A 14,393-nucleotide genomic window follows, 5' to 3' on the forward strand; every position below is an offset into this window, starting at 1 on the left:
AGACCGCTACTCCATCACCCGCGGGCCCTCGCTCGGCGCCGGGCGCCCGCTGGGCAGGAGGAGGGCGAGGAGCACGGCGGCCGCCGTGAGCGCCGTGGTGACGAGCATCAGGTCGCCGAACGATGTGTCGAAGACGCGGGTCTGCAGCTGGCTGTACATCTGGTAGTCGCCGAGCACCGAGCTCATCGAGGACCCCGAGGACCCCGACGACGACCCCGACCCCGCCGCGTCCGTCGGCATCAGGCCGGCGCGGTCGGCGTAGCCCTGGGACTGCACGCCGGTCATCAGGGCGGTCATGGCGGCCAGCCCGATCGCCGAGGACGAGCGCTGCACCACGGTGTTGAACGCGCTGGCGCCGTCGATCCGGTTCGGGGGCAGCGACGACAGGCCGCCGGTCATGATCGGCATCATCGCCAGCCCGATGCCCGCCGCCCGGAACGCGAGGATCCAGGCGAGCTCGGTGTGGGACGTGTCGATCGTGAGGTCGCGCAGCAGCCACGTGCCGTAGGCGGTGATGATCAAGCCCGCGACGGCGGGCCAGCGGGCGCCGATCCGGTCGTAGATCTGCCCGGCCAGCGGCATGATCACGGCCATCACCAGCGCCTGCGGCAACAGCAGCAGGCCCGTCTCGAACGCGCCGAGGCCCTGGTTCTGCTGCAGCGACTGCGGGATGTAGAAGAGCACGCCGAACAGGCCCGCCGAGATCACCGCGATGAGGATCAGGGAGTTCGAGAACGCCCAGGTGGCGAACACCCGCACGTCGAGCAGCGGTTTCTCCACCTCGAGCTCGATCACCACGAACGCGGCGAGGGCGAGCACCCCGTAGGTCAGGAGGATCATGACGGGGTAGGACGTCCAGCCCCAGTCCTCGCCCTCGTGCAGCCCGAGCAGCAGGGCGAACAGGCCTGACGCGATGGTGACGAAGCCCCAGAGGTCGAAGCGCTGCGCCTTCGCGGGCCCGAAGTTCGGCAGCCAGATCATCGCGGCGATCGTGCCGACCACGCCGATCGGCACGTTGATGAAGAAGATCAGCCGCCAGTCGACGTACTCGACGAGGTAGCCGCCGAGCGTCGGGCCGATCGCCGGCGCGAACACGATGCCCAGGCCGTACATGCCCATCGCCGCGCCGAGCCGGTCCTTCGGGACGATCTTGTAGAGCATCGTCAGCGCCACGACGGGGATGACGCCGCCGGGGATCGCCTGCAGGATGCGGAACGCGATCATCGAGTTGAGGTCCCACGCGAGCCCGCACAGCACCGACCCGATCGCGAAGCCGATCATGGCGACGATGTACGCGCGGCCCAGCCCGAGCCGCAGGCCCAGCCAGGCGCTGGCCGGGACGATGACGCCCTCGGCGAGCGAGTACGCGGTCGAGATCCACGAGATGTCCTCGGTGGTGACGCCGAAGTCGTTCTGCATCACCGGGATCGCGACGTTGACGATGCTGATGTCCAGCACCGACATGAACATGCCGGCGACGAGCACCAGCAGCGCCACGACCCAGTTCGACGAGCCGCCGGACACCGGCGCCTCGACGGGCTCGGGTGGAGCCGGGGCCGCGGCCGGAGCGGGCGCGGGCTGAGCCGGCGCCGGCGCGGTGGTGGTGACGGTCGAGCCGCCGCGGTGCCCGTTCCCGTTGCCGTTCCGGTGGGCCTGCCCGTCCGACTCCTCCGGCGGATCGAACGGGGTCGCGGGCGACTCCTGCGTCCCGGGCCTGGCCGTCACGTGGCCCTCCTGCGAGCGGGGCGTGCCGACGCGGCTCCCCGGCCGTGTGGCGCGATCATCACGTCGAGGCTACGGCTCACTGAGCGACGCTTCACCCGGAGCCCACGGTGACGATCGTCGCTCCCAGGTCACACGATCGTGTGCGTCAGCCCTCGAGGAGCGCAGCGATCCCGTCGACGGCCCGCCGCAGCTCGGTCGCGAAGCGCTCCATCTGTTCCCCGACCGCGGCCGGCGTCGACAGGTGCACGACCAGCCGGCCGGGCAGCAGCACGTAGGCCACGCCGATGCAGTGGGTGCTCGTCGAGCCGAAGCCGAAGACGCGCACGTGCTGCGACGGCGCGGAGCTGGTCGACAGGTAGTCGTCGCGCATGACGCGCCAGCCCGGGGAGTCGACGACCTCGAGCGGCTCCGCGGCACCCAACGACGCCCCCCGGCGCTGCTGGATCAGCGAGAGCTCCCAGAGGTGCTGCTCGGGCGCCCGCCCGGCCTGGCAGTCCTGGGCACGGCGAACGTGCGCCGCCGCCGCTGCTTCGAACGCCTCGCGACGCGCGGCGTCGTCGGCGCCCGGGTCGTCCATGGCGGCGGTGAACGCGAGGATCTCGGGCGTCACGACGCGCATCGCCTCGGTGCGCCCGTGGTGGAACTGCAGCGTCGCGATCGACTCGTAGGTGGCGCCCACGAAGCCCTTCGCCCGCACGTGGGCCAGCTGGTAGGCCATCTGCACGAAGGCGTCGGGCGAGGCGCCGAGCTTCTTGATCCGGTCGCTGCCGAGGTCGTCGAACAGCACCAGCTGGGTCGCGATCGACCCGGCGTAGGCGGCGAAGTCCTCCCCCGCCGCCCGGATGTCGGCGGCCCGCTCGTCGGTGACCACGAACGGGAGCTCCGAGGGCGCGGGGACGCCCTGGGCGCGGGCCCCCAGACGCTCGGCGTGCTCGTCCGTGCTCGCCCCGAGGACGCCGTCGACCAGCGCGAGCACGGTCGTGCCGTCCAGGCGGCAGTGCTCGGTGTTGATGCCCGCGGCGCCGTCAGCGAAGACGACGAAGGTCAGCGACTTGTCGAACCAGCGGTTGGTGCTGTCGCCGCCGAGCAGCTGGGCGCCCCGCGCCCGGTCGTCGTCGGGCGCGACGTCCTCGAGCGCCACCGCGAACAGCGCGGTCTCGACGTCGTCGAGCGCGGCCTCGTTGCCCTCGTCGAGCAGCGCCCGGCGGCTCGCGGCCCACTCCGCCCGGGCCTTGGTGGTGAGCCGACCGACGCCGGGACCGGGCTGCGACCCCGCCTGCTCCTGCACCGCACGGAGCCCCTCGGCGATCTCCGTCGCCGTGTGGGCGGTGCCGTCGGGGCCGAGCACGTCCAGACGGAACGCGTGCCCGCGCACGAACACCAGGACGTGCCGGGCCCGCGACGGTCCCGGCCACTGCTCGGTGTACGGCGTGCGGGCCGTGTCCTGCTCGTCGCCGGGGATGCGCGTCGACGAGAACAGGTAGCGGTGCTGCTCCATCGTCATCGGCGCGCCCTTGCGGGTCGCCGGCGGCAGCGCCCCGCTGTCGACCTGGTGCTTGTGCTCGAGCGCGCCGAGCACGAGCGCGGCGGCGCGCGCGGCCTGGTCGTGCTCAGCCGTGTCGGTGAACAGGAAGAAGAAGTTGGCGTTGAGCGCGATCCTGTCGCGCCGTCCGAGGTAGCGCGACTCCCAGAAGTCGTCGAGCCAGCTGTGCGTGGTCGGTGCGGCGTCGTAGGCCTCGAGCGCGGCCTGGAGCACCGGGCCCGGGCCGTGGGGACGCAGCAGCTGGTCGACGGCGGCCCGCGTCTCGGCCCGTTGATCGGCGTCGAGCAGCGGGTCGCACCACTCCAGGAACTGGGTGGCGCTGTCGGCCAGGGCCGGCACCGGGACCCGGGGCAGGCCGTCCTCGGCGTCGAACGTCCCGGTCATGCTGGTCCTCTCGCCGGTGATCGGGGTCAGTCCTGCAGCGTGTCACCCCGGACGGTCGCGCCCGCCAGGTGCTCGGGGGCGACGCGGCCGAAGAGCTGGCGGGTCCGCGTCGGGGAACCGACGACGCCGGGGCGCTCGCTGTAGGCGAGGATCGCGGCGTGCCGCGGCGAGCGGCCCTCCACCCTCGCCACGCGGTGCAGCGCGAAGCGTCCCCGGAACAGCTGCAGGTCGCCGGGGCGCAGCTCGACGCGGCGCACCGGCGTGCGGTCGCCGTCGAGCACGGCCCGCACGCCGGCGAGGTTCTCGTCGCCGGCGGCACGGATGCCCGGGCAGTACTCGAACTGGCCGCCCGACGAGGGCGCCCGGGTGAGCAGGCTGACGGCGAGCTCGTTGGTGTCGAAGTGCCACGGGTGGTCGCCGCCGGGGGCCACGACGTTGAGCGTCAGGCCCGCGTACGGGTCGGCCAGCGGGTGCACCTCGGGGACCTCGAAGCACGCGGCGAGCAGCCGGTGCAGGCCGGGGTGGGCGTAGAGCCGCGCGACGATGTGGTCGGCGGGGATGCGGTCGCGGGCGACGAACGCGTTGCGCCGCTGCAGCACGACGCGGGCCGGGTGGTCGTCGGGCAGCGTGGGGTCCGGGTCCGTGTTGTAGACGTTCACGTCGGCGACATCGGTGTGTGCCGCTCCGGCGACGGCGTCACCCTGCGCCCGCAGCAGGTCGTGCCGCTCGGGGCGCACGACGTCGCGCAGAACCGTGCACCCCTCGGCGCGCAGCTGCGCCCTGGCGCGATCGACGACGTCGCGCCAGACCGGGTCGTCGGGGTCGTCGAGGGGATGGCGCCGCGGATCGACGATCTCGTCGATCCCCCGCCCGCCGAGCACGTCCCCACCCACGGGGGTGAACCGTAGCGATGATCACGCCGGGCCCGCCCCGTCCAACAGGTCAGGGCGGGCCCGGCGTGGGGGCGTCGGCCGGTTACCGCGGGTTCTTGATGAAGTCCGCGCAGCGCTCGCCGATCATCATCGTGGTGATGCACGGGTTGACCGTGATCAGGTCGGGCATGATCGAACCGTCGGCGACCCGCAGGCCGTCGACGCCCCGGACGCGCAGCTGCGGGTCGACCGGGGCCAGCGGGTCGCCATCGGCGCCCATCTTCACCGTGCACGACGGGTGGTAGACGGTGTTGTGGGTGTTCTTGATGTACTCGAAGAGCTCCTCGTCGGACTGCGCGGCGTCCCCCGGCGCGAGCTCCGTGCCCACCCACTCCTTCAGCGCCGGTGCCCCCGCGATCTCGCGGGCCACCTTGATGCCGCGGATCATGACCTCGCGGTCGTGGTCGTGGCTGAAGTAGCGCGGGTCGACCTTGGGCTTGTCGTGGAAGTCGCGCGAGGAGAGCCGGACCGTGCCCTTCGACTGCGCCCCGGTGACGTTCGGCGTGAGGCAGAACGTGTTGTCCGCGGTCGGGTAGCCGTGACGGACGATGTTCATGTCGAAGGGCACCGACCCGTAGTGGAACATCAGGTCGGGGGTCGCCCGGCCCTCGGCGCCGGCGAAGATCCCGATCTGCCACCACTGCGTCGACGCCGTCGGCATCGGCTGCAGGGCCTCCCACTGCACGAGGCCCTCGGGGTGGTCCTGCAGGTTCTCCCCAACGCCGGGGGCGTCGACCACGACGTCGATGCCGATGTCCCGCAGGTGCGCGGCCGGCCCGATGCCCGAGAGCATCAGCAGCTTGGGCCCGTCGATGGCCCCGGCGGAGAGGATCACCTCGCGCCGGGCGGTCACGTCGACGGCGTGGCGGGTGTCGGGCGTGCGCAGGCGGGCGCCGGTCGCCCGCGGACGGGCCCCGGACGTGTCGAGGTTCAGCTTCTCGGCCCGGTAGCCGGTCATGAGCGTGAGGTTGGGACGGTCCAGGTTCGGGTGGATGTAGGCCACCGACGCCGACGACCGCGAGCCGTCGGTCTTCGCGTTGACCTGGAACCAGTTCGCGCCCCGGTGCACCGTGCGACCGGTGTTGAACGGGGTCACGGGGAGCCCGACCTGCTCGCACGCCTCGAGCAGCGCCTCGCCGCAGGGGTCCTTGTCCCCGACGGTGCGGATGGTGACCGGCCCGTCGGTGCCCCGGCCCGGCGCCTCGGCCTCCGCGGTCGTGTCGAGGGCGGTCTCGAGCTTGCGGTAGAAGGGGTAGCACTCGTCGGCGGTCCACCCCGTCGCGCCGCCGGCGGCCCAGTCGTCGAGGTTCTCCTTCGGCGCCCAGAAGGCGATCGCCGAGTTGTGCGACGAGCAGCCCCCCAGCACCCGCGCGCGGGCGTGCCGCATCCACGAGTTGCCCGACTCCTGCGGCTCGATCGGGTAGTCCCAGTCGTAGCCGGACTCGAGCAGCTCCATCCAGCGGCTCAGGTCGAGGATCGCGTCGTCGCCGACGTCGGAGGGGCCGGCCTCGATGAGGCACACCGAGACGTCCCGGTCCTCGGACAGCCGCGAGGCGACGGCGCATCCGGCCGTCCCCCCGCCGACGACGACGTAGTCGAACTCGTTCCCGGAGCTCTGTGGGCCGGCCATCACGCCTCCTGGACGGGCTTGTCGGTCGGGGTGTCGACGCGGGCGTGCTCGGCGACGACGCCCGTCTTGTGCTGCTGCACGAACCAGTAGTACGCGAACCCGGCGCCGAGGATGATCCCCGGCAGCAGCGCGCCGCCCCACTGGAGGTACCAGTGGAAGGGCTCGCTGGCGTTGTAGATCTCGTTGCGCGGCCAGGCGAGGTTCACGGTCATCAGGCCGCCCCAGATGATCGCCAGGATGTTGACCGGGAGCCCCCAGCGGCCCAGCGAGAAGCCGTCGGGACGGGGCTGCCAGGTGCCGCGGAGGCGCTGGAAGAGCATCGGCACGGTGACCAGCAGGTAGGCCGTGTAGATCATGATGATCGCGATGGACGTGACCACCGTGTAGATCTGCGGGCTGAAGGTGACCAGCAGCAGGACGATCGCGATGACCCCGATCGTCACCGACGAGACCACCGGGGTGCCGAAGCGCGGGCTGATCGTGCACAGCTTCGTGCCCGCGGGCAGGTTGTTGTCCCGGCTCATCGCGAACGCGAGCCGGATCGCCGCGGCGTGCACGGCGAGCGCGCAGACCACGACGGCCACGGCGACCGCGACGAGGATGATGGTGCCGCCGAAGGGGCCGAGCACCGCGAGGACCAGGGCCTGCAGCCCGCCGAGCTGGCTGAACGTCGGGTCGGCGAGGTCCGGCGCCGACATGATCGCGAACAGCAGGATCAGCCCGCCGAGCAGGAACGAGAAGAACAGCGCCCGCAGGATGGCCTTCGGCGCGTTGCGCCGCGGGTCGTGCGACTCCTCGGCCAGCGAGCTCGCCGTGTCGAAGCCGTACATGACGTAGAGCGAGGCGAACATCGCCACGAGGAAGGCGCCGGCGTACCCGAGGGGGCGCCCGCTCGTGTCGATCCCGCCGTTCGAGAGCACGACCTGCGGCCCGCGGACGATGTTGATCGCCAGCAGGATGATCAGCAGGACCGCCGCGATCAGCTCGATGAACACCCCGGTCGAGTTGATCTGCGCCATCAGCTTGGTGCCGAAGGCGTTGATCACAGTGGTGAAGACGATCAGGGCCGCGGCCAGGATGACGCCGTTGAGCGCCTCGGCGTTGGTGGTGTCCTCGGGGATGAACTGGAAGCCCGACCAGATCTCCGGCAGCGTCGCCTGCAGCGCCAGCGCCACGGCGGCGATGGAGACGATCGACGCGGTGAGCATCGTCCACCCCGCGAGCCACGAGACGCCGTGGTTCGAGAGCCGCTTGCTCCAGTTGTAGATCGACCCGGCCACCGGGAAGCGCGCGGCCAGTTCGCAGAAGCACAGCGCCACCATCAGCTGCCCGACGAAGACCAGCGGCCAGGACCACCAGTACGACGGGCCCCCGGTGCCCAGCCCCAGGTAGAAGAGCTGGAACGTGCCGGTGAGGATCGAGATGTAGCTGATGCCGGCCGCGAAGGTGTGGAAGCTCCCGAGGGACCGCACGAGGCTCGGCTTGTAGCCGAACTCGTCGATGTCCTCGGCGTCCGTAGCGCTGGCCTGCTTGTGCTCCTTCTCGTGGCTCGTGCTCATGAACCACTCCCATGCTGTGTGGAGGAGGGGAACCACCCGGTCGGGCCCGGCCGGGTGTTGGTCCAGATGTGCTTCGGCTCCTGGTACTCGGCCAGGCCGGCCCGTCCGAGCTCCCGGCCGACCCCGGAGTGGCCGAAGCCGCCCCACTCGGCGGCCGGGACGTACGGACCGAAGTCGTTGATCCAGATCGTGCCGTGGCGCAGCCGGGCCGCGACCTCCTCGCACGTGCCGTGGTCGGACGAGAACACCGCGCCGGCGAGGCCGTAGGAGGTGTCGTTGCCGATGCGGACGGCGTCGTCGAGGTCGGTGAACGTCTCGACGGTGAGCACCGGCCCGAAGGACTCCTCGTGGACCACCGTCATGTCCTGGGTGCAGCGGTCGAGGATCGTCGGCGGGTAGAAGTACCCGTCCCGGAGCTTCGGGTCGGTCGGGCGCTCGCCGCCGCAGCGCAGCACGGCGCCCTCGGCGACGCCCGCGGCCACGTAGGCCTCGACCTTGTCGCGGTGCGCGGCGGAGATCAGGGGCCCGGTCTCGGTCTCCGGGTCGTCGGGGCCGCCCATCCGGATGCGCTCGGCACGGCGCACCAGGTCGTCGACGATCCGGTCGTGCGCGGACTCCTCGACCACCAGCCTCGCCCCGGCCGAGCACACCTGCCCGGAGTGCAGGAAGATCGCGGTGAGGGCGTTGTCCACGGCCGTCTCGTGGTCGGCGTCGGCGAAGAGCACGAGCGGGTTCTTGCCGCCGAGCTCGAGGGCCACCTTCTTCACCGTCGGCGCCGCGGACTCCATGATCCGCCGCCCGGTCACCAGGCCGCCGGTGAAGCTGACCATGTCGACGCGGGGGTCGGTCGAGAGCGGCGCGCCCGCGGCGGCCCCGGCCCCGAGCACGAGGTTCGCGACGCCGTCGGGCACCCCGGCCTCGGCCAGCAGCTCCATGAGGATGATCGCCGTGTGCGGCGTCAGCTCGCTGGGCTTGAGGACGAACGAGCAGCCCGCGCCGAGCGCCGGGGCCACCTTCCACGCGGTCTGCAGCAAGGGGTAGTTCCACGGCGTGATCAGCCCGCAGACACCGACCGGCTCGTGGACGACCTTGCTGCGGGCGGCCGGGATGCCCGTGTCGACCAGGCGCCCGTCGTCGGACGCCGCGAGGTGCCCGAACCACCGGAAGCAGTTGATGATGTCGTCCATGTCGATCTCGGACTCGGCGACCCGCTTGCCGGTGTCGTCGGTCTCGGCCCGCGCGAGGCGCGCCTTGTCGCGGACCATGAGATCCGCGACCCGCAGCAGCAGCCCGCCCCGCTCCGGCGCGGGCACCGAGGTCCACCGGCCGTCGTCGAACGCGCGGCGGGCGGCCCCGATGGCCAGCTCCGTGTCCTTCGCCCCGGCCTCGTCGACCTCGGCGACGAGGTGCCCGTCGGCCGGTGACCGGATTTCGCGCTTCCCTCCGTCGACGGCCGACGTCCACGCTCCGTCGATGAACAGCTCCGCCACAGCCGGATTCCCCTCCCCGTCGTCACCCGGACGGCCCTGTGCCAGGGCCCGACGAGTATCGACCTTCTCCTAGCGATCGCACCACGCCTTGACAGCCGCCACACGCGGCGCAGCAGCCGATCGACGGGCGCCGATCGGACTAGCGCGACGGCCCGCGCCGCCTGTCCGGAGTACGCGCGACGAGGCTCGCGCGCCCGCGGCCCTCGTCGTGGTCGACGACGTCGAGGTGACCGAACGCCGCGAGCAGCTCGCCCGGTGCGGCGCGGAAGGGTCCGCCCTCGTCCCCGACCTCCGACAGCACACTGATCACGAGCAGCCCGCCCGGGGCGAGGGCATCGACCAGGGCCGGGTAGAGCGCCGGGTCGCGGAAGCGCTGGCAGACGACGATGTCGTACGGGCCGGCGGCACGGAGCGCAGCGGAGCTGCCGCGCCGGAGGCGGGTGACCGCGACGGGCAGCCCTTCGTCGAGATCCGCCGCGATCCATCGCACGTCGGGCGCCAGGGCGCGGCCCGCGGCGAGGCCCACGGGCGAGACGTCGACGGCGTCCACGTCGAGGCCGCGGCGTGCGAGCCACACCGCGACCTGGCCGCGGCCGCAGGCGAGGTCGAGCGCGCGCCCCGTGGCGGGCACGAGAACCTCGCGGCCGACGAGCGCGTCCGGTGGACCCGGTTCGGCCGGCCCGAGACCGGCGAACCGGGCGTCCCAGCGGTCCCGGTCGGCCCCGCTCACCGGGTCGAGCTCCCCTGTCGGCGTGCTCGCTCGTCCGCTGTCTCCCGGGCTCAGGGCTTGCGGCCCACGACACCCGCGATGCAGCGCTGCGCCGGCACGAGCGGGCTCAGCATCGGGCCGTCCGGCCACCACTTCACGCACAGCTCGAGCCCGGGCTCGACGAGGTCGAGCCCCGGCATCATCGCGAGGATCTGGTCGCGGGTGCGGAAGCGGCCGGTGCCCAGCGGGCTGTGGAGGAAGACGTCCTCCATGCGCCGGGCGACCACGCTGTCGTCGTCCTGCGGGTCGAGGAAGTGGCTCAGCGCGACGTACGAGCCCGAGGGCAGTGCGTCGACGTACTGCTTCATGATCTCGGCGCAGGACAGGTCGGACTCGTCGTAGTGGTGCAGCGTCCCCATCTGCAGCAGCGCGAGCGGGCGCGAGAAGTCGATGTTCCGCGTGACCACGGGGTCCTCGAGCACCTCGGCCGGGTGCGTGAGGTCGCCCGGGGAGAAGAACGTCTGGTCGTTCTCCTCCAGCAGCGCGCGCCCGTGCGCGACGACCGACGGGTCGTTGTCGACGTAGACCACGCGGGCCTCGGGACACAGCCGCTGGGCGGCCTGGTGGGTGTTCTCCGCGGTCGGCAGGCCCGATCCGAGGTCGAGGAACTGGTCGATCCCGGCCTGGCCGGCGAGGAACCGCACGACGCGGACGAGGAAGGCGCGGTGGTCGACCGTGAACTGCTCGATCTCCGGCGCGACCTGGCGCAGCTTGTCGACGACCTCGCGGTCCGCGGGGTAGTTGTCCTTGCCGCCGAGGGCCGTGTCGTACACGCGCGCGATGCTCGCCCTGCTCGTGTCGATGTAGGCAGGAGCGGACCCCGAGCGGGACGAGGAGTGCGCAGCGGTCATCGGCAACCAATCGCGAGGTACGTCACGGACGGACGATCACCCTAGGAGAGTACGCGGAACGAGACGGTCACGGGTCGGCGAGCGGACAGGGCGGCCTCGCGCCGTGTAACGTCTCGACCTCGCGGCGGAGTGCACGTCCGCGGGCCGCGCCGGGGATCGGGCCGGACAGCAGAGCTGGGGAGCGCACGAGCGTGACCGAACGGGAGCAGCAGGAGCCCGAGGGCGCCGGACCCACTGCACGACGGATCATCCTCGGCGCACAGCTGCGCAGGCTGCGGGAGCGCGCCCAGGTGGCGCGGTCGGACGCGGCGTGGTCGATCCGCGGGTCGGACTCCAAGATGAGCCGCCTCGAGGCCGGCAAGGTCGGCTTCAAGGAGCGCGACGTCGCCGACCTGCTGACGATGTACGGGATCACCGACGACGACGAGCGCGAGCTGCTCCTCGACATGACCCGGCGCAGCAACGAGCCCGGCTGGTGGCAGCCCTACGGCGACGTGCTGCCCGACTGGTTCGAGGACTACGTCGGCCTGGAGATGAGCGCCTCGCGCATCCAGACCTACGAGCTGCTGTTCGTTCCCGGCCTGCTCCAGACCGAGGCGTACGCGCGGGCGATCATCACGTCGGGCCACCCGGAACGCGCGAGCTCCGACGACGAGCGTCGCCTCGCCGTGCGCATGCGCCGTCAGCAGACGCTGGGCCGCCGCGACGCGCCGACGGTCTGGGCGATCGTCGACGAGGCCGTGCTGCACCGCCCGATCGGCGGTCACGGCGCCCTGGTCGACCAGATCGAGCACCTGCTCGAGCTCTCCTCGCTGCCCAACGTCGTGGTGCAGATCCTGCCCTTCACGCTGTCCGGCTACGCCGCGGAGAGCACGTTCTCCATCCTGCGGTTCGCCGAGCCGGAGCTGCCCGACCTCGTCTACCAGGAGCACCTGACCGGGGCGTCCTACCTGGACAAGCGCCCGGAGGTCGAGGCCTACAGCCGGGTCATGGACCGCGTCGCCGTCGACGCGCTGACGCCCGACGAGACCCGGCAGTACCTCACGAAGCTCGCCGCCGAGCGCCGGCCCGCCTGACGGGTCCGTCGCGGGCGGGGTGATCCCGCTCCTGCGACCCGCCGGAACCGGCATCTGCACGTGCAGATGATCCGCACGGTTGCTATCGTTCGTGCACTGTCGGATGCACGTGCAGATGATCGAGGCGGTCGCATGGGCCAGGTGGCGAATGCACAGCTCGCCCTGCCGGACGTCATCTGGCGCAAGAGCGCCCGGTCGGGCAAGCAGGGCAACTGCGTCGAGCTGGCGCCGGTCAGCCGCCGCGGGGTCGCGGTGCGCAACTCCCGCTTCCCCGAGGGTCCGGCCCTCGTCTTCTCCGTCGCCGAGATGACGGCGTTCCTCGCCGACATCAAGGGCGGCGCGTACGACGACCTGCTCGGCGCGTACGACGACCTGCTCGGCGCGGACGGCGCTCCGGAGCCGGCCTCGTGAGGCGCGGCGACGGTTCCCGGCTCATGTGGCTGACGTGCGCCGTCGACGGCGCCGACCACGCGGTCTCCGACGCCGCGTTCCTGGCCGCCCAGGGCGGCGACGGGCGCTTCGAGGCCCTCTGCCGCGCGACCGTGTGGGCGTCGTCCCTCGCCGCTCCCCCGGCCGGCCGCTGCACGTCCTGCGCCGACGTCGCCGACGAGCCCGCTCCCGGGGCGGCGCGCGCCGACGACCGGCGCGGGGGCAGCCTGTGGTCGCGCCTCGTCCCGCGCGCCTCCGCCTGAGAGGTCCGGATCGCCCGATCGGTGGTAGCGCCGACGGGGGACCACCCGATCGCCAGGCGCAGCGACCGTTCGGCGTAGCGTAGTCACTCCGTCTACGGACGGTCGTTGCGTCACCCGTACAGGTGTCGCGTCAGCCGAACGGCTAATTGCTCTCCGTATAACACGGTCCTACGCTCGTGATCTCAGCGAGAGTCCAGCGAGAGGGTTTCGTGATCCGAGCCGCGACGTCCACGGCGGTCCCCACGGGGGCCCCGCCCCGGGTGGTCACCACCCCCGGGACGCCGGCGGCGCCACCCCGCGGCGGCCTCCTCGAACCCCTGCACGAGCTGCCCGGCCTGACGCGGGCGACCCTCATCGACGCCTCGGGCGACCACGTGATCGCCGACCTCGGTGACGACGAGGGCACCCGGGACGACACCGTCGCCGCGGTCCTCGCCTGGGGGCGCCGCGCCGCGACGGTCGCCGTCGACCGCGAGCTCGTCCTCGACGACCTGATCGTCACCACCGACGTGGCGCACCACCTCCTGCGCCGGCTCGACACCCCGGCCGCACCCGGGGCCTGGGTGTACCTGCGCGTCCGCCGCGACCAGGGCAACCTCGCGCTCGCCCGGCGCCGCCTCGCCGCGGTCGGCGTGGTGCGCACCCTCGCGCTGGAGCCGGCCCGGACGCCCGCTCCCGATCCCGTGCCGCGCCCGCCGGCGCCCGCGATCCCCGCCGCCGCGGCACCCGTGTCCACGCCTGCTTCCGAGCCCCTGTCCGCACCCGTGTCCGCGGCTGCGCCCGCGCCCCTGTCCGCGCCCCCGTCCCCGTCGTCCCCCGCGACGCGCGACCGCCGGACTCGCTCGACCTCCGCGCCGGCTCCCGTGCCGGCGCGGACGCCGGCATCGTCGCCGGCATCAGCGGTGCCGGCGTCACCCTCGGCGCCGTCGGCACCCTGGCCGACCCGGGTCCCCGGACGGACCCGGACGACCGCCGACGCCGGCCCGGTCGCCGCGGCGGCGCCCGCGGGACCGCCGGTGCTCCCGGCACCCCGGCGCCCACCCGGACCGTCGGTCCCGGCGGCGGCCCCGGCCGCGCCGATCCCGCCCCCCGACGCCGCACCGCGTCGGGTCACGCCGGACAGCGCCGGCGTGCTCGGTCAGCGCTGGCGCTCCGACCCGGACACCTTGCGCCGTGTGCTGGCGGGCCTGCTCCGCCTCGGGCGCACCCCGCAGCCCGCGCTCACCGGCGCCCCGGAGGGCGCCGACCCGACCACCACTCCCCGCTCTCCCGGAGCGACCCCGACACGGAGGAACAGAGAATGAGCGACATCGAGTACGCCCTCAACGCGGCCGCCAACATCAAGGGCGCGTTCGCCGTGGCGATCGTGGACTACGACAGCGGCATGACCCTGGGTTCCCGCGGCGGCAGTGCCGAGTTCGACCTCGACGTCGCCGCCCCCGGCAACTCCGAGGTCGTGCGCGCGAAGTTCGACGTCATGCAGAAGCTGGGCCTGCGCGAGACGATCGAGGACATCCTGATCACGCTCGACACGCAGTACCACCTGATCCGGCCGATCTACGGCAACCCCGAGGACAAGATGTTCTTCTACCTCGTCCTCAACCGCCAGCAGGCCAACCTCGCGATGGCCCGGCGCGACCTCAAGGTCATCGGCCAGCGCTTCTACCTCGACGACCCGTCGTCGGCCCCGGCCGTGCCCGCGCAGGACCAGGGCTACTACCAGCAGGCCGGCCGGCGCTGAC

At 72.7% G+C, this 14,393-nt stretch carries 13 protein-coding genes; 5 read left to right on the forward strand and 8 right to left on the reverse strand.

Annotated features, from left to right (window positions below; translation table 11 throughout):
* Nucleotides 1-6: 6 nt before the first annotated feature.
* The 8 genes from QSK03_RS01020 to QSK03_RS01055 form a co-directional block, all read right to left on the reverse strand.
* On the reverse strand, nt 7-1,725 hold the full coding sequence (locus QSK03_RS01020) for a DHA2 family efflux MFS transporter permease subunit (RefSeq protein ID WP_285648096.1): 1,719 nt from the start codon (nt 1,723-1,725) through the stop codon (nt 7-9).
* Nucleotides 1,726-1,870: 145 nt separating this feature from the next.
* Nucleotides 1,871-3,652, reverse strand: a complete 1,782-nt coding sequence (locus QSK03_RS01025; protein ID WP_285648097.1) for a choline/carnitine O-acyltransferase — start codon at nt 3,650-3,652, stop codon at nt 1,871-1,873.
* A gap of 26 nt (nt 3,653-3,678) precedes the next feature.
* Entirely contained in the window at nt 3,679-4,545 is an 867-nt protein-coding gene (locus QSK03_RS01030; RefSeq protein WP_285648098.1) for a HalD/BesD family halogenase, read from the reverse strand.
* An 82-nt stretch (nt 4,546-4,627) separates the two neighbouring features.
* Nucleotides 4,628-6,214: a GMC family oxidoreductase gene (locus QSK03_RS01035; RefSeq protein WP_285648099.1), complete on the reverse strand. Its 1,587-nt coding sequence runs from the start codon at nt 6,212-6,214 to the stop codon at nt 4,628-4,630.
* Nucleotides 6,214-7,773, reverse strand: coding sequence for an APC family permease (locus QSK03_RS01040; RefSeq protein ID WP_285648100.1), 1,560 nt, complete (start codon nt 7,771-7,773; stop codon nt 6,214-6,216). Before QSK03_RS01040 ends, QSK03_RS01035 begins: the two co-directional genes overlap by 1 nt.
* Nucleotides 7,770-9,263 (reverse strand): aldehyde dehydrogenase family protein, encoded by a 1,494-nt coding sequence (locus QSK03_RS01045; RefSeq protein WP_285648101.1) that lies wholly within the window; start codon nt 9,261-9,263, stop codon nt 7,770-7,772. Before QSK03_RS01045 ends, QSK03_RS01040 begins: the two co-directional genes overlap by 4 nt.
* A 139-nt stretch (nt 9,264-9,402) precedes the next feature.
* On the reverse strand, nt 9,403-9,993 hold the full coding sequence (locus tag QSK03_RS01050; protein ID WP_285648102.1) for a class I SAM-dependent methyltransferase: 591 nt from the start codon (nt 9,991-9,993) through the stop codon (nt 9,403-9,405).
* A gap of 50 nt (nt 9,994-10,043) precedes the next feature.
* Complete coding sequence (locus QSK03_RS01055; RefSeq protein WP_285648103.1) at nt 10,044-10,883, reverse strand: SAM-dependent methyltransferase; 840 nt, start codon at nt 10,881-10,883, stop codon at nt 10,044-10,046.
* A gap of 191 nt (nt 10,884-11,074) precedes the next feature.
* On the opposite strand from QSK03_RS01055, the gene QSK03_RS01060 reads away from it, so the two are divergent.
* The 5 genes from QSK03_RS01060 (at nt 11,075) to QSK03_RS01080 (ending at nt 14,392) form a co-directional block, all read left to right on the forward strand.
* Nucleotides 11,075-11,959: a Sco1979 family transcriptional regulator gene (locus QSK03_RS01060; RefSeq protein WP_285648104.1), complete on the forward strand. Its 885-nt coding sequence runs from the start codon at nt 11,075-11,077 to the stop codon at nt 11,957-11,959.
* Nucleotides 11,960-12,091: 132 nt separating this feature from the next.
* On the forward strand, nt 12,092-12,370 hold the full coding sequence (locus QSK03_RS01065) for a DUF397 domain-containing protein (RefSeq protein ID WP_285648105.1): 279 nt from the start codon (nt 12,092-12,094) through the stop codon (nt 12,368-12,370).
* Nucleotides 12,367-12,651, forward strand: a complete 285-nt coding sequence (locus QSK03_RS01070) for a hypothetical protein (protein WP_285648106.1) — start codon at nt 12,367-12,369, stop codon at nt 12,649-12,651. Before QSK03_RS01065 ends, QSK03_RS01070 begins: the two co-directional genes overlap by 4 nt.
* Nucleotides 12,652-12,860: 209 nt before the next feature.
* Nucleotides 12,861-13,955, forward strand: coding sequence for a hypothetical protein (locus QSK03_RS01075; RefSeq protein WP_285648107.1), 1,095 nt, complete (start codon nt 12,861-12,863; stop codon nt 13,953-13,955).
* Nucleotides 13,952-14,392 carry a hypothetical protein gene (locus tag QSK03_RS01080; protein ID WP_285648108.1) on the forward strand — a complete coding sequence of 147 codons (441 nt, stop codon included), beginning with the start codon at nt 13,952-13,954 and terminating at the stop codon, nt 14,390-14,392. The genes QSK03_RS01075 and QSK03_RS01080 overlap by 4 nt, the downstream gene beginning before the upstream one ends.
* The last annotated feature ends 1 nt before the right edge of the window (nt 14,393 follow it).

The organism is Actinomycetospora sp. NBRC 106375, from assembly GCF_030269665.1.
Taxonomy (GTDB): domain Bacteria; phylum Actinomycetota; class Actinomycetes; order Mycobacteriales; family Pseudonocardiaceae; genus Actinomycetospora.

Bases quoted from the DNA above. Each gene is read 5' to 3' on its own strand.
- QSK03_RS01025 (WP_285648097.1), bottom strand. From the start codon at position 3,652: ATGACCGGGACGTTCGACGCCGAGGACGGCCTGCCCCGGGTCCCGGTG.
- QSK03_RS01035 (WP_285648099.1), bottom strand. From the start codon at position 6,214: ATGGCCGGCCCACAGAGCTCCGGGAACGAGTTCGACTACGTCGTCGTC.
- QSK03_RS01040 (WP_285648100.1), bottom strand. From the start codon at position 7,773: ATGAGCACGAGCCACGAGAAGGAGCACAAGCAGGCCAGCGCTACGGAC.
- QSK03_RS01055 (WP_285648103.1), bottom strand. From the start codon at position 10,883: ATGACCGCTGCGCACTCCTCGTCCCGCTCGGGGTCCGCTCCTGCCTAC.
- QSK03_RS01065 (WP_285648105.1), top strand. From the start codon at position 12,092: ATGGGCCAGGTGGCGAATGCACAGCTCGCCCTGCCGGACGTCATCTGG.
- QSK03_RS01080 (WP_285648108.1), top strand. From the start codon at position 13,952: ATGAGCGACATCGAGTACGCCCTCAACGCGGCCGCCAACATCAAGGGC.